12 protein-coding genes and 2 pseudogenes are annotated in these 18,247 nt (G+C 71.9%); 6 read left to right on the top strand and 8 right to left on the bottom strand.

The window, feature by feature from the left end:
- Positions 1–224, top strand: a pseudogene (locus tag ABT015_RS24200) (hypothetical protein); the annotation flags it as partial.
- A gap of 120 nt (positions 225–344) precedes the next feature.
- On the opposite strand, the gene ABT015_RS24195 reads toward ABT015_RS24200, so the two are convergent.
- From ABT015_RS24195 to ABT015_RS24180, 4 genes are all read right to left on the bottom strand, one after another.
- Positions 345–3,995 (bottom strand): WGR and DUF4132 domain-containing protein, encoded by a 3,651-nt coding sequence (locus tag ABT015_RS24195; RefSeq protein ID WP_350882400.1) that lies wholly within the window; start codon positions 3,993–3,995, stop codon positions 345–347.
- 224 nt (positions 3,996–4,219) lie between these two features.
- Complete coding sequence (locus ABT015_RS24190; protein WP_350882398.1) at positions 4,220–4,387, bottom strand: hypothetical protein; 168 nt, start codon at positions 4,385–4,387, stop codon at positions 4,220–4,222.
- 130 nt (positions 4,388–4,517) lie between these two features.
- Positions 4,518–6,746 carry a hypothetical protein gene (locus tag ABT015_RS24185; RefSeq protein WP_350882396.1) on the bottom strand — a complete coding sequence of 743 codons (2,229 nt, stop codon included), beginning with the start codon at positions 6,744–6,746 and terminating at the stop codon, positions 4,518–4,520.
- 191 nt (positions 6,747–6,937) lie between these two features.
- Positions 6,938–7,573 carry a hypothetical protein gene (locus tag ABT015_RS24180; RefSeq protein ID WP_350882394.1) on the bottom strand — a complete coding sequence of 212 codons (636 nt, stop codon included), beginning with the start codon at positions 7,571–7,573 and terminating at the stop codon, positions 6,938–6,940.
- Positions 7,574–8,267: 694 nt separating this feature from the next.
- Between ABT015_RS24180 and ABT015_RS24175 the strand changes: the two genes are divergently transcribed.
- Together ABT015_RS24175 and ABT015_RS38015 are read left to right on the top strand one after the other, a co-directional pair.
- A complete protein-coding gene (locus ABT015_RS24175; protein ID WP_350882391.1) occupies positions 8,268–8,432 on the top strand; it encodes a hypothetical protein in 165 nt (54 codons plus the stop codon).
- Between the two features lie 32 nt (positions 8,433–8,464).
- A pseudogene (locus ABT015_RS38015) lies at positions 8,465–9,528 on the top strand (IS630 family transposase).
- Between the two features lie 233 nt (positions 9,529–9,761).
- On the opposite strand, the gene ABT015_RS24160 reads toward ABT015_RS38015, so the two are convergent.
- The gene (locus ABT015_RS24160) at positions 9,762–10,568 is read right to left on the bottom strand and encodes an exodeoxyribonuclease III (protein ID WP_350882387.1); all 807 of its coding nucleotides are present in this window, start codon (positions 10,566–10,568) and stop codon (positions 9,762–9,764) included.
- 276 nt (positions 10,569–10,844) lie between these two features.
- Between ABT015_RS24160 and ABT015_RS24155 the strand changes: the two genes are divergently transcribed.
- Complete coding sequence (locus tag ABT015_RS24155; RefSeq protein WP_350882385.1) at positions 10,845–11,618, top strand: GntR family transcriptional regulator; 774 nt, start codon at positions 10,845–10,847, stop codon at positions 11,616–11,618.
- 186 nt (positions 11,619–11,804) lie between these two features.
- On the opposite strand, the gene ABT015_RS24150 is transcribed toward ABT015_RS24155, so the two are convergent.
- The 3 genes from ABT015_RS24150 to ABT015_RS24140 all read right to left on the bottom strand — a co-directional run bounded on the left by ABT015_RS24150 (position 11,805) and on the right by ABT015_RS24140 (position 15,275).
- A complete protein-coding gene (locus ABT015_RS24150; protein ID WP_350882383.1) occupies positions 11,805–12,983 on the bottom strand; it encodes an ROK family protein in 1,179 nt (392 codons plus the stop codon).
- Positions 12,984–13,230: 247 nt separating this feature from the next.
- Positions 13,231–13,617: a hypothetical protein gene (locus tag ABT015_RS24145; RefSeq protein WP_350882381.1), complete on the bottom strand. Its 387-nt coding sequence runs from the start codon at positions 13,615–13,617 to the stop codon at positions 13,231–13,233.
- A 20-nt stretch (positions 13,618–13,637) separates the two neighbouring features.
- Entirely contained in the window at positions 13,638–15,275 is a 1,638-nt protein-coding gene (locus ABT015_RS24140) for a hypothetical protein (protein WP_350882379.1), read from the bottom strand.
- Between the two features lie 413 nt (positions 15,276–15,688).
- Here ABT015_RS24140 and paaK point away from each other — a divergent pair, with 413 nt between their 5' ends.
- Together paaK and ABT015_RS24130 are read left to right on the top strand one after the other, a co-directional pair.
- Entirely contained in the window at positions 15,689–16,945 is a 1,257-nt protein-coding gene (gene paaK, locus ABT015_RS24135; protein WP_350882506.1) for a phenylacetate--CoA ligase PaaK, read from the top strand.
- Positions 16,946–17,225: 280 nt separating this feature from the next.
- Positions 17,226–18,236: a substrate-binding domain-containing protein gene (locus tag ABT015_RS24130; RefSeq protein ID WP_350882377.1), complete on the top strand. Its 1,011-nt coding sequence runs from the start codon at positions 17,226–17,228 to the stop codon at positions 18,234–18,236.
- Positions 18,237–18,247 lie beyond the last annotated feature (11 nt).

The raw sequence follows: 18,247 nt of genomic DNA, 5'->3' as shown, positions 1-18,247 counted from the left end.
GCAACCTGTACATGTGGCCCGGCAACGGGGACGGCACCTTCGCCGGCCGCGTGCTCGTCACCGACGGCTGGGGTCCGTTCTCGCAGACGGTCGCCGGGAGCTTCCGGGGGACCGGCCGCGCCGACCTCATCGCCCGCAACGACACCTACGGCGTCCTCGACGAATGGATGAACACGGGCGGAGCCTCCTTCTCCCACGCCTTCCGGCTCACCGACGGCTGGTGAGTTGGTACCTACCCGCCGAGCCCGAAGCACGAGTACGACAGACGAAGTGTGCCGCAAGCTCGGCGGTGGTCGTGGTCATGGCGGCCTTCCCGGGGTGGTGGGCGAGGGGGCGGCGGGGTGTCACAGCGCGGTCAGTTCGGTGAGGTCGGCGATCACCTCGGAGGCCATCACCGGGTCGAGCGCGGCGAACGTCGGGAAGGTGTGGTTGTGGGTCCAGTAGTCGCCCGGGCGCCTGTCGAGCCACACCGTTTCCACCCGCTGCTCGGGGTACGAGTCGAACATGCCGACCGCGATGCCCTCCTCCGGGGCGATCACCACGTAGAGGTCGGGCCCGACCGGGCGGGACAGCCAGCGCTCGACGCCGTTGTCCTGGGGCTCGCCGCGCCGCCAGCCGCGCCGTTCCATGCCGACCAGCCGGGTGGTGGGCAGCACCGGACCGTTCTCGAAGCGAGTCAGGCGGTGGCCGGCCCGCTCCTCGTCGCTCAGCGCGTACACCGGGCGGCCGAGCTGACGGAACGGCTGCAGGATCTCGTAGTCGGCGAACAGCTCCGACCAGTCGGCGAGGCCCCCGCCGAGCAGGAGCGGGTGCGCCAGCCGGACGCAGGCCGTGGCCGGCAGCGCGAACGCCTCGTCCCGGACGTCCGCCAGGGTGCGGTCCTCGGCGACGCGGAACGCCGTTACCGTGCCGTCCGTCTCGGACAGCCACACCAGGCGGCGCACCAGGTGCCACAGCAGCGGATGCCCGACGAAGAGCTGGTCGAACTCCTCCGCCGTCCACGACCGCCGGGTGACCATCGCCTCCTCCAGGCGCCGGATCTGGTCCCCCGCCACCGTGCGGACGTCCTTCTTGAGCGCGGCGAAGCGCTTGCGCTCGGCGGGCGCCAGCTCGGCGTCGTCCCGCGCCCCCGGGGCGGGCAGGTCCTTGCGGCGGGCGCCGGCCGCGTCCAGCACGTACGGCTTGAGGTGCTCGTCGAAGCCGACCGTGAACGTCCGGGTGCCGTAGTCGATGACGGTGGTCCCGTCGGCGTCCAGCCCGAAGTCCGGGACGAGGCGGTCGGACAGCTGCTCCCCGGTCAGGGCGAGACCGGCCGCCACCTCGGAGATCTTCTCCTGGGCGCGGGTCTTGAGCGCCTTGAACTTCACCCGCTGTGCGATGCCGTGCAGGTGCAGCAGGGCCGTGTCGGTGCCGATGGCGGCCAGCACCTCCAGGCCGTCCACCGCCCGGTGGTGCGCCCCCTCGCCCGGCCAGGCGCGGACCACCGGCGTCAGCCGGCGGACCGTCTCGTCGTCACCGAAGCGGCCGAGCACGTGCAGCGCCCACCCGTCCTGGGCCGGCATGCCGACCAGCCGCCACTGCTCGAACACCGCCCAGCAGAACTCCGTGAGCGACCGCGGCTCGCACAGCCTGGCCACCTCGTCGAGGCCCGGGTAGAACACCCCGGGCGCGGACAGCGCGAGCATGGTGAGCACGTGCCGCACCGCTTCGGCGGGAAGGGCGCCCTCGCCGCCGCGCAGCAGCAGCTGCGGCAGCATCACCGGCTCCGCCCAGTCGCAGAGCGGGGGCAGCTTCGCCGGGAGCGCGGTCACCAGCGGGTCGGCCGACAGCAGTGCGCCCACGGCCTCCTCCGCCTTCGGCCCGTACTCGCCGGCCACGGCGCGAACCGCCGCCGCGCCGTGCGCCTCGGCGACCACCCGCAAGGCCTGCTCGGCGCCGAGCCGGGCCGCCCCGGCCTTCCCGAGCGCGGCGGGCACCAGCAGCCGGGCCGCGTCCACGCCGTGCCGGACGAACCAGGAACGCGCGGTGCTCCCGGCCGACTTGAGGCGCACCAGCCAGTCCACCATGGTCTCGGCCACCCGGGCGTCCAGGTACGGAAGCAGCAGGGGCGCGTGCGTGGCCGGGTTCCCCACCGCTGCGGCCCGGATCGGTTCGACGGCGTCCGTCCCGAAGCGCGCGGCGACCCGGCGCAGAGAGTCCCCGGAGTGCCAGATGCGCTCACCGGCGCGCCACTGCGCGAGCAGGGGCCGGGCCAACTCCTCGTCACCGTAGGCGAACAGCGCGAGCTCGGCGTACTGTCCGCCGCGCAGCCGCGCCTCCTCGGGTTGCCCGATCCTGGCCCGGATCGTGGCCGAGACCCGATGCCAGTCGTCGTCCGACCAGCTCGTGTACCAGGACTCGGAGTTCGCCGCCCACGCCTCGCGCTCACCCGGCAGCCACCGCATCTGCGGTTCCTGCGACGCGCTGAGGCCGGTCAGCACGCGGGGCTTGCCGACGGAGCGCGGCCGCGTCCACGGCGGGCTGGTGAACAGCTCCGGCAGCGAGTCGGGGCCGACCTCCGGCACCCGCTCGCCGAGGTCGGTGAGCGGCTCGACCAGGGCCGCCTGCTCCAGCGTCAGTTCCGGCAGCAGTTCGAGCGCGGTCGCGCGGTGGACCGCGACGTGGCCGGTGAGGAGCTGCCGGGCGAGCTGCTGCGCGGCCGGGTCGGTGGAGGCCACCGCGGCCTCGGCGAGCAGGCGCAAGGCACGCCGGGGGAATCGGCGGAGACCGGCCAGGAGGGCAGCGCGGGTGGACTTGATGCCGTCCTGCTGGGCCAGCAACCCCCGGAAACCCTCGTCGGAGGGGAGCTCGGCGAGCGCGTCCAGGATCCGCTTCTTGCCGTCCTTGTGGTGGTAGCTGGTGGTCAGGTCGTGCAGCATCACCGGTGCTACGTCGCCGCCGAGGCCCTCCGCCACGGTCGCGATGATCTCGGTGGACCATCCGTCATAGCCCAGGCTCGGCAGCGGGGGGAGCTTCTCCAGCGGTTCCGCCGAGGAGAGCGAGCACAGCAGCATCGACCACTCGACGGCGGCCAGTCGGGAGCCCGACGTGACACACTCCTCGACCCAGGCGGTCTCGGACGGCACCAGGTACGCCGCCACCACCAGGCGGGTCAGGCTGTTGCGGCAGTCCGCCAGTGCCTCGACCGCCGCGCGGTGGGTCTCCTCGTCACAGGCTGCCAGCAGCGACCGGACCCGGTCCGCGGCGGGGCGGTACGCGCCGTGCCCCTGGTTGGCCCCGCGCCGGACACGGGGGTGGACGGACCTCTGGTGGATCCAGTCGGTCTCGACGGCCGTCGTGAACAGCTCGACGGTGGCCCTGGCCGCGAACGGAAGGCCGAACTCCGCCACCCAGGCGTCCACGGCCACGCGGAGCCCGTTGTTGCCGGGATACGAGAACACGGCGGCGAGCACCGCCGCACCGAGCGGGTCCCGGCTGCCGGACTGGTGGGCGCGGGCGGCCGCGACCAGCTCCGGGTCGCTGTGCTCCGAGGCGAGCGTCTGCTCCAGCCAGTCTCTCACCTGCCGCAGCCCGTCGCGGTACGAGGTCACCGGGCCCTTCCCCGGCGCGGACGGGTTCTGGGGAATGCCGCCCCGGCGCGGGATCAGGGCCCGACGCCAGGCGTCCGGCATGACGAAGATGTCCTCGTCCTCGTCCTCGGGACCGGCGGCCTCGGCCGTGGGCACGGACACGCCGGGCTGCGCCACGGGCAGCGGATCCGCCGCCGCACCCGGCTCCGTGCCCGCCCCCGCACAGATCTCGCGGTAGCCCTTGCGCTCCTTCTCGGCGACCACCTTGGCGAAGTGCGCCTGCGCCTCCTCCACGGTCGGGAACGCCTTGACCTGTTCCCGCCCGTCCGTACCGGCCCGCCCGTACCGTACGGTCACCGAGGCACCGTCGACCGCGGCCTCCCAGAACTTGTCCGAGCCGCCCTCGACGAACTCCCAGCGCCGCACAGCCCCGCCCTCTCCTCGAACTGATGATCAGGAGACGAACGTTAGCGAGTCCCACCGACAAGTCCCGGCCGACCGCCCTCGCACTCACCTCCCCGCCGAAGTCACCGTGCGCCGGCGCTTCGTGCCTCAGCGAGCGGCGTACGCGTCCTGGACGTATTGGCCGGCGTCGATCAGTGACTGGAGCCACGTCTCGGCGTCGTCCTTCCGCGCGTTGGGGGTGTGGCTCAGGCGGAGGGTGCGGAACGCAGCCCGTACGTCGGGGCCATGCGGGCGCCATCGCCGCAGACGTAGGCCTGGGCCCAGGCTTCGATCAGGGGCCAGGCCTCCTCGCCCTCCGCCGCGATGCGGTCCTGGACGAAGCGTGCGCCCGTCACCGGCCTCGCAGTACCCATGAGGACATCCTCTCCACGGACCCGAAGATCCGCTTCTCAGAAGTGTCCACTGTTCGGGGTGAAGCCCAGCCCACCCCTCACCCCACCCCGTCAATTTCACCCCCACCCCTCCCGTCCCGACGGGGCCCGGCTACTCGACGTCCTCGTACTCCTCGTCGTCGTCCTCGTGCTCCTCGTCATCTCGACGATCCACGGCCGGGGAGTTCACGAGGATATCGCCACCCAACTTGCGCACCTCGTCGATGATCCGGTTCTGCTCCTCGGCCGATCCGAACGGGTGCGAGGTAGTGGCCCGTGCCTCAGGAGCTTCCGCGAGGGCCATCAGCCGCTTCACGGCCTGCCGCGCGTCGTTCACGGCATGGCGCAGGGCTCGCCGCTCGGCCGCCAACTGGGCGTGGATGGACTGATCGGCGCTGGCCTTCTCCTTCTCCGAGTTCTGCTCGTCCTCGACCTCGCGAGCTTTCCCCGGGTCGGAGAGCACCACGATGCTCCACTGGCTGAGTGCTGCGGGGGCCACACCCCCCGCGTCCTTGCGGATCTTGTCCTCAGCCGTGAGGTCGACCGCCGGGACGGAGTACATCGTGGCCGTGTTGCGTCCGAGGAGCTGCGTGTCGGTGAAGGCGTTGAGGCACTCCCGCTCCGGGTCGAAGGCCTTGGCGGCGAAGGCCAGGGTCCACAATCCCTCCTCGGACTCCGTGAGCCCGGCGATGATCTGGTCCGCGTTGGCGCGGAACGGGACCGTCCGACCCACCGCCGACCCGACGTTGCGCGTGATGAGTTTGTCCGTGATGAGCGCGACCCCTCCGGCCACCGCGAGGGTCTGCCGCGCACTCTCGTTGCCGTTCAACGCGGGTTGGACGAGTTCGGCGAAGTCCGCCGTGGGAACCGGCTGCCAGTTCCCCATGACGCCCTTGGTGAGCACGCCGCCGTTCGCCCAGGCGTTCCGCGCTTGTTGGAGCGATCCCGCCTTGTACCCGCGCCAGGGCAGGTCGATGACCGGCCCGAGGAGTTCCGCGTACCCGGCCGTCCTCATCTTGCTGGTGCCCTTGATGTCCTTGGCGAACCGCTTGACCTGCTCGAAGATCTCGGGCCGGGTGAGGAAGTTCACCAGGTAGACGGCCCGCCAGAGTGCTGTGCCCGGAATGCGGTTGTTCTGGAAGACGGCAGGTAGTTCCGCTGGCTTCCGGCGACCGATCGCGAGCCCGATGATCTCCTCCAGGAGATTGTGCTGCGGCAGCCCGGGAAGGCGGATGCGGCTGATCGCCCGGGTGCCGACCTCGACGTTCTGCGCTGCCGCGTCCCAATGCCGGAACTCGACGTGGATCGAGGCGAGGATGGAGCGGATCGCGTCGTCGAAGACCTCCTCCGCGGAGAGCCCGGCCGAGCTGTGCCGGTGGACGCTGACCGTGACCTGGGCCGGCAGGACAAGGGTCTGGCCAAGGCGCACCGCGCGGTCCGTCGGCTGCGCCTCGTTCACTCCGCGCTGGAATTCGGCGAGGAAGCCGACGAGTGCCTCCTGCCGGCCGAGCGCCATGCGCTGGCTGAGCGCCTTCTCGCTGGCACCGCGTCGCTGGGGCTTCTCGGCGGTCAGCACCTTGAGAGCCGTTGCGGCGATGTCGTCGGCGTACGGTGCTTCCCCTTCGGTGAGCAGTGCCCAGGCACTGGTCAGACGCGTGATGCCGTCGCGCACGGCGAGGACGTCGATGTGTTCGCTGCCGTCGGCGAACTCGAGCCGGCACGGGTGCGCGATGACGGCACGGGTGATCCGCCGGGCCAGGATCGACCGGTCGTAGGGATTCGGATTGGCGTGTCGAGTCTGCTCGATGGTCTGCGTCAGGTGGTCCCGCAGATGATCGCGGTCGCGGTAGCGGTAGACGACACGGGCGTACGGCCGTCCGCCCTCGTCCACATCGCCGTGGACCTCCGGATCGTTCACGGGCAGTGCGCCCTGGCTGGTCCGCGGCTGGTGCCCCGGGAACAGTTCGGTCAGCCATACCCTGGTGTGGAGCGAGCGGAGCGTTGCCCCCTCCACGTGTTCCTCGATCAATGCGGGCGCCTGCCCCTTGGAGGAGCGCAGTTGGGCTGCCGCCGCGTCGGGGGAGACGACGGCACGAGCCACGACGTGCCACCCGTCCTCGTCTAGTGAAGCGCCCTCGGCTGCCAGACCCGCTCGAACGAGTGCGGAACGATCACCCGCGGTGGCGGGAGTCGGCAGGGTCCGCTCGAATCCCGAGACCGTGAACTCCTCACCCGCGAAGCGGAACGAGATGCTCTCGGGGTTACTCGCCGGTGTCACGACACTGGATCCGTGGTCGCCATCTTCCTCGTTGATGACCTGGGATTCGCTGGCGTCAGACATGTTCTTCCTTTCAAGAGGCTGTCAAAGTTGGGTGATTTCCCTCGATTGCCCCACTGGCTGGCCACTGCCTCGGCAGTTAGACTGGGAAACGCAGTCAGGGCTCGCGCCCCGTGCGCGTGCCAGGTCTGCTTTCACGGACCCCGGCCGACGGCCGGGGTCTCGTCATACCGCCGCCCTGTCCGATACCTCGGTCAACTCCGTTCCGGAGCTGGGGCCTTCGGCAGGTACCGGCCGAACCAGCCCCACATCATCCGCTTCGCCTCCTGCCTGGCGATCGACTGGCACGCGGCGTGTGCCACCAGGTCCGCCATCTGGAGCCACTCCGAGGTGTCGGCCGGAGCCTGCGCGGCCGGCAGTGGGATCCACCGGGGGTTCACCAGCCGGTGGACCTCTCCGTAGAGCCCCTCGGTCCCGTCCCCGTCGACGATCAGCCCAGCAGGTTCACCGATCTCGGCCAGCCGCTGGTCCAGGCGACGGAGCAGCCCCTCGTAAGCCCGCCGCTTCGCCGTCCCCCAGTGTGAGGGCTCTTCGGCGTAGACCGTCACGATGTCGAGTGAGGGCCAGGAGCCGATCACGGAGAGGGCCTCCTGGGCCATGCGGTACCGCTCGATCTTGCGGGGATTCAACCCGCCCGGACGGCCACGCCCTCCGAGGAAGTCGGTCGCGTGCAGCTCGAAACCAACTGGCACGCTGTGCTCGTGGTTCCACCGGCGGCGCATGTTCTGCCAGTCGGCTAAGACTTCAGGGGCCAGTACGGGGGAAGACCCGATCGCGGTGTAGAGGGCAAGGCCGGTCTTGGGGATCCCGGAATCGTCGACGTACCACAAACGGTCGACCGACTGATGGGCGTTGATGGTGGTTCCCGGCCTTTCGCTCGAATCCGAACATGATCAGGACGATCTGCGGCTGCACCGCTTCGAACTGATCGACCAACCGGGCTGAGACACGGTCGGAGACGCGGATTCGGGCGATACGTGCTGCGTCTCCCCACCACCAGGCTCCCCGGGCCCTGTCTCGACGGCCTGCTGAGACTCCATGAGTCCGTGAGGTCCGCCAGTCAGAGTTTCCGGGTAGCGTTCGGCCGTCTGCCGAATGCCGGTCACTAGGTCGTGGAGGGCTCGTACACGCCCAGGCTAGATCCACTGCCTTCGCGCGGTCAATTCAACTGCTTATAGGAAGACTTGAGTCACATGGTCCACCTGTCCACGTGAACGACCGTGGCCTGCTCGCCCCGGAGTGAGGAAGCAGCGGCGAACTCCAGGTCGGTCGCGCTGGCCGTGCGGCGCGCGGGGAGGAGTACACCGCCGATCGGTTGGCGCGGGGCCGCCGAGCCTGAGTAGGCGTCGAAGGTGCTGCCGCCGACGATCGCGGTGACGGTCTCCGCGTAACCCGGGCCCTGTTCCTGCGCGGCTCCGCAGAACTCCAGGGGGCGGACGAGGCCGGCCGTCGCCGCGGTGCTGGCGGGGCATCCGCAAGGCGTACCGGGATCCCGAGGCGCGCCGCGGCATACAGACCGGGTGCGTGGGCCGCGAACGGGTCCGCAAGCTCGGGAACCTGGCCGATCGCTACCCTGCCAAGCTGACCATGGACCGACTCAAGTCAACTCATGTAAAGATCCTCATCTTCGACGACGCCTGGATCGCCACTACTGAACTTGATCGGGTGATGTCGGGGCTGTTCGCCTGACAGGCGCTGGACGGCTCCGGTAGTTCTGGCCTGTGAGATACGCGCAGGGCGGCGGCTTGACCGACGCCGAGAGGGCCGCGCGGGAGCGGATCCGGCTGGAGGCAGTCGTTCGCTTCGAGGGCGGGGAGAAGAACCGGGAGATTGCTGCCGTGTTGCGGGTGAGCGAGGGGTCCGTTGAACGCTGGCGCCGGCAGTGGCGGGAGCTGGGAGCGGATGGGGTCCAGTCCAAGGGATCGCCTGGGCGTCCGAGGCTGAGTGATGCGCAAATCGCGCGGCTTGAAAGGAGTTGGAGCGCGGCCCGCTGGCCCACGGCTGGGAGGACCAGCGCTGGACGTTGGTCCGGGTGAAGACGTTGATCGGTCGGATGTTCCACGTCAGCTACACCGTGGAAGGGACCTGGCGCCTGCTCAAGCGCCACGGTTGGTCGTGGCAGCAGCCGACCCGGCGGGCGATCGAACGCGACGACGCCGCTGTCGAGTTGTGGAGGAAGGAGGTGTGGCTCCAGGTAAAAGCGCCGCGGCGGCTCGGGGAGCCTGGCTGGTCTTCGAGGACGAGGCCGGACAGACACTGAGGCCCCCCGCGCGCCAGGACCTGGGGCCGAGTCGGGTGCACGCCCGTGGTGCGGGTGCGGGGCGGAGGCTCCGGACGGATATCCATGGCCGGGATGAGCTGCTACAAGCAGGGCGAACGTTCCCGGCTGATCTACCGAGTCCGCCTGCACCGAGGACGTAAGGGCGAACGCAAGAGCTTCAGCTGGCAGGACTACCGCGACCTCATCCTCCGGGCTCGCATACAGCTCGGCGGCCCGATCGTGCTCGTCTGGGACAACTTGTCCGTCCACCTTGTGCCGCCGATGAAGGAGTTCATCGCGGCGAACGAGGACTGGCTGACGGTCTTCCAACTGCCCTCGTACGCCCCGGACCTCAACCCGCAGGAAGGCATCTGGTCGCTGGTCAAGCGGACCATCGGCAACCTTGCCGTGGCCAACCTCAACCACCTGACCAAGAGCGTGAAGCGGAGTCTGAAGAAGATCCAGTACCGACCGCACCTGATCGACGGATGCCTCGCCCAGGCCGGACTGATCATGGACGACTGACCACCACGCGGCCCGACATCACCCATTCAACTTCAGTAGTGTTGGTGTCGCGTGGCCTTATCGTCGGTTGGCGCTCGCGGTGCCCCTGTCGTGAGCAATGCGATGAATCGACTTGTCAAAAGCTGGCCGGGCGAGATTGCAGGCCTCGTTCGCTGGCACGAGTGGGGCTGGGCTGGGGATGCCGCAGGCCGGGGTCGCCTTCGGCCTTCTGCTTAACTGTTGCTGCTCATTGGTCAGTTGCCGCCGAAATTGAATACTGCGGTGACGGGCGCGTGGTCGCTCCAGCGTTCGGTGTGGGCGGCAGCCCGCTCGACGTAGGCCTCGACGGCCTTGGCGGCGAGGGTGGGGGTGGCGACCTGGAGGTCGATGCGCCAGCCGGAGTCGTTGTCGAAGGCGCGGCCGCGGTAGGACCACCAGGAGTAGGGGCCGGTGCGGTCGGGGTGGAGGGTGCGGACGACGTCGACGTAGCCGGCTTCGTCGTAGACGCGGGAGAGCCAGGCGCGTTCTTCGGGGAGGAAGCCGGCGGACTTCTGGTTGGCCTTCCAGTTCTTGAGGTCTTCGGGGCGGTGGGCGATGTTCCAGTCGCCGCAGACGACGACCTCGCGGCCGTCGGCGGCGGCGCGGGTGCGGAGGGCGGTGAGGTGGACGAGGAATTCCGCCATGAAGCGTTCCTTCTCGTCCTGGCGTTCGGTGCCGACCTCGCCGGAGGGGAGGTAGAGGCTGGCGACGGTCAGCCCGGGCAGGTCGATCTCGACGTACCTGCCGGTGTTGTCGAACTCCTCGGACCCGAATCCGATGACGGTCCGCTGCGGCTCCTGGCGGGACAGGACGGCGACGCCGGCCCGGCCCTTGGCGACGGAGGGGGCCCAGACCGCGTGCCAGCCGTCGAGGTCGCGCAGTTCGACGGGCAGTTGCTCCGGCTCGGAGCGCACCTCCTGGAGGCAGACCACGTCCGCCTCGGTGCCGGCCAGCCACTCGACGAAGCCCTTCTTGGCCGCCGCCCGGATTCCGTTCACGTTCACACTCGTCACCACGATCACCCGGGCAGCCTACCGAGTGCCGGGGCCTGCGCCGAAGCGTGACGCGCGTCGCCGCGGGATGACGTGAACGCGGCATGAATGTGTGCGACAGTCGCACCAAGCCGCGCCATTGGTCTTGACCATCTCCGGACGATGCCCCTAGGGTCGCTTACTGCAAAGACCTTTAATAAAGAAGGACGGATAAAAGCCCGCTCTCCCACCTGCCGCATCCGCGGACAGCGGGCCCGGGATCCGCCCTCCTTACCGCAGGGTGGACAGAGCAGGGTGGAGGACACGGTGGGGACGACTGGACAGCTTTCGGCGGTGCCGGAACCGAAGTACTGGCACCTGCGCACGGTGCTGCTGCGGGCCATCGACTCGGAGTTCTCCACCGGCCAGGTCCTGCCCAACGAGCGCGAGCTCTCCGCCCGCTTCGGGGTCGCCCGGGCGACTCTGCGGCAGGCACTCGACCAGCTGGAGCTGGAGGGTCGCCTGGTGCGTCGCCGGGGGATCGGCACCCTGATCGCCGCCCCGCGGGTCGGCGTCCCGGTCAACCGGCAGGAGGAGGGCTGGCCCGGCGTCGGCCGCAACCACGCCTGGCGGACGGTCGACTGCACCACCGCCCCCACCCCGGCGCAGCTGGCCAAGGGCCTCGGCATCGCCGAGGGCGCCACCGTGCACACCGTCCGCCGGGTTCGCCTGGTGGAGGGCCGGGCGGTGGCCACCGAGTCGCTGCACGTGCCGGCCGCCGCGCTGCCGCACCTGCCCGGCTTCCGGGCCGAGAGCGACAGGGCCCGCTCGGTGCTGCGCCAGCTGGAGCGGCTGGAGGTGGACGGCGAGTCCCGCGCGGTCGAGCTGGGTGTCGCCGAGGCCGCCGAGGCCGCCCTGCTGGAGCGCCCGCCCGGCTCGCCGGTGCTGGTGATGACCACCCAGTACGCGTCGGCCGGCCGCCTGGTGGCGCTCGCCGTCGCCACCTACCGGGCCGACACCTGCAAGCTGACCTTCGGCTCGACCGGGCTGGTCGAGGTCACCCCGGTCGGCGCTGCGGCCGAGGTCCGCACCGCCTCCTGAACCACTTTTCCGACACCCTCAGACCGAGGCCCGAACGCCCAACCGGCGTCCGGGCCTCGGCCGTTGTTCGGGGTGAGTTGTGTGGGCGGAGTGGTCCGGGCGGAGCCGGGTCCGGATCTCCGCCCGGGCGGAGCCGAGGCCGGACCGCCGCCCAGGGTTCGACCAGGGCGGGGCGGTCCGGGCCCGTCAGGCGCGGCCGTTGCCGGTGGTCGGCGGGTCGACGGCGAACAGCTGGTCCTCGACGTGGTCGAGGGCGACGCGCAGCGCGCCCATCGCCACGACCTCGGAGCCGAGCGCGGCGAGCGCCACCTCGGGGGCGCGGAGGGTGAACTGGGCGAGGCGCTCGCGCAGCGGTTCCAGGACGCCGTCGAGGCCGGCCGCCCAGCCGCCGACCACGACGAGCTGCGGGTCGATGGCGAGGACGAGCGCGGCGACGCCCTGGACCAGGCGGGTGAGGAAGCGGTCCATGGCGACCTTCGCGACCTCGTCGCCCTCCCGCGCGAGCCGCAGGACGCGGGCGACGGCGGCCTCGTCGAGCGGGTTGAGCGGCTTGCCGGTGGTGGAGAGGAGCCGCTCGGGGGTGACCTCCTGGCCGAGCAGGTGGAGGGCGCCGATCTCGCCGGCCGCCCCGCCGTAGCCGCGGTGCAGCTTGCCGTTGATGAGGGAGCCGGCGCCGGGGCTCAGGCCGGCCATGACGAAGACGACGTCGCCGGCGCCGACCGCCGCGCCCTGCCAGTGTTCGGCGATGGCGGCGAGGTTGGCGTCGTTCTCGATCAGGACGGGGCAGCGGAAGGAGCGCCGAAGCCGGGCGCCGAGGTCGAGGCCGGTCCAGCCGGGCATGGCGGTGCCGAGCTGGATGGTGCCGTCGCGGTCGACGATGCCGGGGGTGCCGATGCCGACGGCCCAGAGGTTGTCGCGGGAGATGCCGGCCTTGCGCAGGACCTCGGCGACGGCGGTGCGGACGGCGGTGAGCCGGTCCTCGGCGTCCAGGGTCTCGTCGACCGGCTTGAAGTGACTGCCCACCACCTCGCCGGTGAGGTCGGCGAGGATGACGTGGATGTCGTGCACGCCGACCTCGATGCCGAGGATGTGCCCGGCTTCGGCGCGGAAGCGGAACCAGCGGGCCGGTCGGCCGCGCCGGCCGGTGCCGGGCTGGCCGTCCTCCTTGGGCTGGTCGACCTCGGCGACCAGCCCGGTTTCGACCAGACCCTCGATGACGCCCTCGACGGTCGGGCGGGAGAGCCCGGTCTCGCCGACGAGCTGGGTGAGGGTCACGGAGTGGCCGGTCCGCAGCGCCCGAAGCGTGACCGCCGCGTTGATCCGCCGCAGCAGCGAGGAGTCTCCTCCGGTGAGCCGATCCGCCAATGCGATGCCCTTCGCCGTTCGCGCGACTGCCCTGGCGCGCGGTGTCGAGTGCGCGGTGCCCACCGAATGGCCCGCGGGGGTGTGCCACCCCCGGAACGCGGCACGGCGGCGCGGGGCCGCCTGCGCCAGGGCCGGAGGACAAGCGGAGCCTACCCGGGGGTGGGCCCGCTGGGCGAGAATCCTTGCAGCTCATCCAGGCTTCGGTATCGAAATGGTACGCATCGGGTGGTGGTGCACGAGCCGGGCTTCACGGCCCGGCCACGGGCCGCCCGCCGCCGGGCCGCCGGGACCGTACCGACCAGCGGGAACGGGCGGAGAACAGCGAGCCGAGGCTCAGCCGGGAGCCGGCCGACAGGGCGCTGAGCACGGAGCCGGCCGACCCGATGGACAGGACGCTGCCGGCGGACCCGATCGAGAGGACGCTGCCGGCCGACCCGATCGAGAGGACGGAGCCGGCCGAGCCGATCGAGAGCACCGAGCCGACGGACCCGACGGAGGCGATCGAACAGACGGAGGCCAGGGAGACGAGGGAAGCCAGGGAGGCCCTGGACCGGAGCGACCGCGGCCGCCGCTGGGGCTGGAGGGGGCGCAAGGACGGCAAGCGCTGCGGGAACCGCACGGGGGAGTCGGGCACGGCCCGATGGTAGCGGCGGCTCAGGGCATCCGCGCCGCGAACAGCCGCTGCCCGAGCAGTCCCATCGGGTGCCCGTCCTCGGGCAGCGCGAGGACGGTCGGGCAGCCGGCGGCGGTGAGGGCGGCCCGCCAGCGCTCGGCGGCGGGCGCCGGGAAGGCGGGGAAGCCGGGGGCAGTGGCGGCGACCGGGAAGGCGGGGGCGGCAGGGTGGACGGGGGCGGCGGGGTGGACGGGGGCGGCGGGGATGACCGGGGAGTCGGCGCGGGCCTCGGCGTCCCCCGTGATCAGCAGGTCGAGCTGCTCGCCGGTGGGCGCGAGCAGCAGCAGCTGCCCGCCGGGCGCGAGCTGGTCGACCAGCTCCGGGACGACGGCGTCCGGGTGGCCGGTCACGGTGGCGACGACGAGGTCGTAGCGGCCGCCGTCGGGCAGGTGGTGGTGGTCGGCGCCGGGGCGGGGCCGGGTGGCGAGGGCCCGGGTGACGGTGGAGTCGGCGTCGTCCTGGCCGAGTTCGAGGATGCGCAGCGGCTGCGGCCCGTCGTGGGTCTCGGCGAGGCCGCGGACCAGTGCGCCGAGGGCGGCGCCGAGGTAGCCGCGGGCGGCCGTCCAGCGGATCGGGGCGGCGGCCGGGCGGGGGGCCTCCTCGCCGGTGATCAGCCGGGGCAGGCGTAGTGCGCCGCGCCGGATCCGGTCCAGGGCGGCGACCGGGCCGAGCCCGTCGTTCCAGGCCTCGACGGCGGGCCGCCAGGCCTCCCGGACCTCGGCCGCGCCGAGTTCGCGTCGGCCGTAGTGGACGCCGTCGTGCCGGGTGATCAGGCCGTGCCGGGTGAGCGCGTCGAGCCAGCGGACGACCCGGGGCCGCTGGGCGGGCGTGACGAGGGCGGCGGCGAGGATCTCGGCCTCGGTGTGGCCGCGCCCGGGGTCGGTGAGGACGCCGCTCTGCTGGAGGGTCAGCAGCAGCGCGGACAGTACGGCGTGGTCGAGGTGGGTGCCGAAGGCCTGGACCTGTTCGGCGGTGACGCCTATGGCGTGCTTCCAGGCGATGGCGTCGGCGGCGTCGGCGGCGGTGCGCAGTCGCCGGTCGGCGGCCTCGGCGTGGCTGTGCGGGGCGCGGACGTGGGCGAGGACGGCGCCGAGCGCGTCGACGGCGGCGTACACGTCGTCCTGCCGGGGTTCGGGGCCGACGTGCAGGACGAGCCGCAGGGCGCCGAGGTCGTGGTCGGCCAGGTCGGGGTGGCGGCTGAGGCGCCACAGCAGAGTGGAGGGCAGGCTGAGGTGGGTGGTGGCGCTGGCGGCGAGGTCGCCGAGTTGCTGCTCGGGGTCCTGTCGGGGGTCGGCGCAGTGGACGGTGCCGCCGGCGAGCAGGGTGGCGAGGGCGAGTTCGACGGCGAGGTCGGTGGCGGGGTGGAGCACGGTGTGCCGGATGGGCGGCGGGCCGAGGACGCCCGCCCAGTGCCGCAGCCGCTGTTCGGCGGTGCGGGCGGCGGAGGGCGGCAGCGCGGCGTGGGCGGCGACGCGCTGGGCGAGGGCCCGGGGCAGGCCGCCCGGCGGGGAGACGCCGAGCAGCAGGCCGATGCCGCTGATCGCGCGCCCGTCGGCGACGACGGCGGGTCGGTCGCCGAGTTCGCGCAGCGCGCTGACCAGGGCTGGAGTCGTGGGCACGGTGATCACTCCGGGGTGCGGGGGAGAAGCCGCACTACTGAACCACGCGGTCGGGCCGGGTGATGCCGTGCACGGGTCAAACTTCCGTAATGATTTTCATATCGGCCAGCCAAGGTGGGGGTCCGATCTCCACCCGAAGTGGTCGGAACTTCGCATTCCGAATCCGGCGTGCGACCCCTTGACAGTCGGTGCGGGCGCTGGGTTACTTGGCGTGGGAGTCGCCCTGACCGAACGATCGGTCGGCGCGCCCGTCCCGGCCGACCTGCGGAGGAGCGACGATGACCGGCAGCGCACCCGCCCCGCGCCCGTGCGGCGATGAGCCCGACCATGGCGTAGAGCCCGCCTGCGGCGAGGAGTCCGCCCGGCGGCTGGGCGAGCCGATCCCGCCCGCGCTGCTGGACGCCGGCGAGCGGATGGGCGTCGACGAGCTGCGCGCCCACCAGCTCACCCGCCTCCGGGCCACCCTGCGCCACGCGTACGACAACGTCGAGCTGTACCGCCGCAAGTTCGACGCGGCCGGCGTCGGCCCCCAGGACTGCCGCACCCTGGCCGACCTCGCCCGCTTCCCCTTCACCACCAAGGCGGACCTGCGCGAGGGCTACCCGTTCGGCATGTTCGCCGTCCCGATGGAGCAGGTCCGCCGGCTCCACGCCTCCAGCGGCACCACCGGGCGCCCGACCGTCGTCGGCTACACCGAGCACGACCTGTCGATGTGGGCCGACGTGGTCGCCCGGTCGATCCGCGCGGCCGGCGGCAGGCCCGGACACAAGGTGCACATCGCGTACGGCTACGGGCTGTTCACCGGCGGGCTGGGCGCGCACTACGGCGCCGAGCGGGCCGGTTGCACCGTCATCCCGGCCTCCGGCGGCATGACGGCCCGGCAGGTGCAGCTGATCCAGGACTTCCGCCCCGAGATCATCATGATCACCCCCTCCTACCTGCTCACCCTGCTCGACGAGTTCGAGAAGCAGGGCGTCGACCCGCGCGGCACCTCGCTGCGCATCGGCATCTTCGGCGCCGAGCCGTGGACGGAGGAGATGCGGCGCGAGATCGAGGAGCGGCTCGACCTGCACGCCGTCGACATCTACGGCCTCTCCGAGGTGGTCGGCCCCGGCGTCGCGCAGGAGTGCGTGGAGACCAAGGACGGGCTGCACATCTGGGAGGACCACTTCTACCCGGAGATCGTGGACCCGTTCACCGACGAGGTGCTGCCCGGCGGCGCGAGCGGCGAACTGCTCTTCACCTCGCTCACCAAGGAGGCGCTGCCGGTCATCCGCTACCGCACCCGCGACCTCAGCCGGCTGCTGCCCGGCACCGCGCGGCCGGCCTTCCGGCGGATGGAGAAGGTGACCGGGCGCAGCGACGACATGATCATCCTGCGCGGGGTGAACGTCTTCCCGACCCAGATCGAGGAGGTCCTGCTGCGGACTCCGGGCGTCGCGCCGCACTTCCAGCTGCGGCTCACCCGGCAGGGGCGGCTGGACCACATGACCGTCCGGGTCGAGGCGCGGCCGGACGCCCAGGCCGAGCAGCGGGCGGCGGCGCGGGAGGCGATCGTCCGGGCGGTCAAGGACGGGGTGGGCGTCACCGTCGCGGTCGAGGTGGTGGAGCCGTACGCGCTGGAGCGCTCGGTCGGGAAGATCCGGCGGGTGGTCGACGAACGGGGGTGAGGCTCCCCGGGCCCGCGGCCCTGGGGCCTGCCGGAGGCGTAGGGCTGTCCGGGGGGATGCCCTACGCCTCCGGTGTCTATCGCCGTCCCGCCTGCCCCGGCCGCTGCCTGCCGTCCCGCCAGCCTCCGCCTCGCGGACGCCTTTTGACGGACGCCTTTTGACGGACACCCGCCGACGGAAGCTTGAGACCCATTCGGCGCACCGGGATCGTGGTCGCGGCCGAAGGTTCCCAGACTCGAACGAAAGAGGGGTGGACCCAACCAATCGGAAAGGCATCCTCATGAGCATCGGGCTGCGCCGCGTCCTCGCGGTGACCGCAGCGATTTCCCTCGGCCTGGGCGCGGCGTCCTGCGACAGCGCGTCGCAGCCGTCCAGCGGCGGCTCCGGCGGGGGCCCGGCCCCCCTCCCGGCCGCGGCCGGGAGGGGGGCCGGGCAGATAGCCCTGCTGCTGCCGGAGGCCAGGACGACCCGCTACGAGCAGTTCGACCGGCCGCTGATCGAGAAGAGGATCAAGGAGCTGGCGCCGGACGCGCAGATCGACTACTACAACGCCGACCAGGACGCCGCCGTCCAGCAGACCCAGATCGACGCCGCCGTGAAGAAGGGCGCCAAGGTGCTGATCCTGGACGCGGTGGACGCCAAGTCGATCCAGGCGTCGATCCAGAAGGCGCACGACGCGGGTGTCAAGGTGGTCGCCTACGACCGCCTCGCCCAGGGGCCGGTCGACGCCTACGTGTCCTTCGACAACCGCAAGGTCGGCGAACTGCGGGGCCAGGCGGCGGTGGCGGCGGGCGGTACGGCGGACGGCGGCGACGCGATCACGGTCAACGGTTCGCCCACCGATCCCAGCGCGGCCGACCCGAACGCTGCCGCACCCAGCGCGGCTGACCCGAACGCTGCCGCACCCAGCGCGGTCGACTCCAGCGCGTCCGGTTCCGGGGCGTCGCGCCAGAGTGTCCCGCTGACCGGCCAGGACTTCCAACTCGACGGCGTGCAAAGGATCCTGGCGGGCGCCCAGGCCATGTCGGTCTACAAGCCCTTCAAGTCGGAGGCCGACGTGGCCGCGCAACTGGCCGTCGACCTGGCCTACGGCCAGGAAATCGGCGGCGCCCTCGTGCCGACCACGGTGACCAGCGGCAGCAGCGACAAGGTGCCGGCCGGACTGATCGCCCCGGTCGCGCTCACCAAGGACAACATCAAGGCCACCGTGGTCGCCGACGGCCTCTTCACCGTCGCCCAGATCTGCACGGCCGACTACGTCGCGGCCTGCTCCGCGGCCGGCCTCCAGTAGTTGCGGCGGGC

The organism is Kitasatospora sp. NPDC094016 (assembly GCF_040304045.1).
In the GTDB taxonomy this organism is placed as follows: Bacteria; Actinomycetota; Actinomycetes; order Streptomycetales; family Streptomycetaceae; genus Kitasatospora.
The sequence above is the reverse complement of the archived record's forward strand: the minus strand, read 5'-3'. Positions and strand labels throughout refer to the sequence as shown.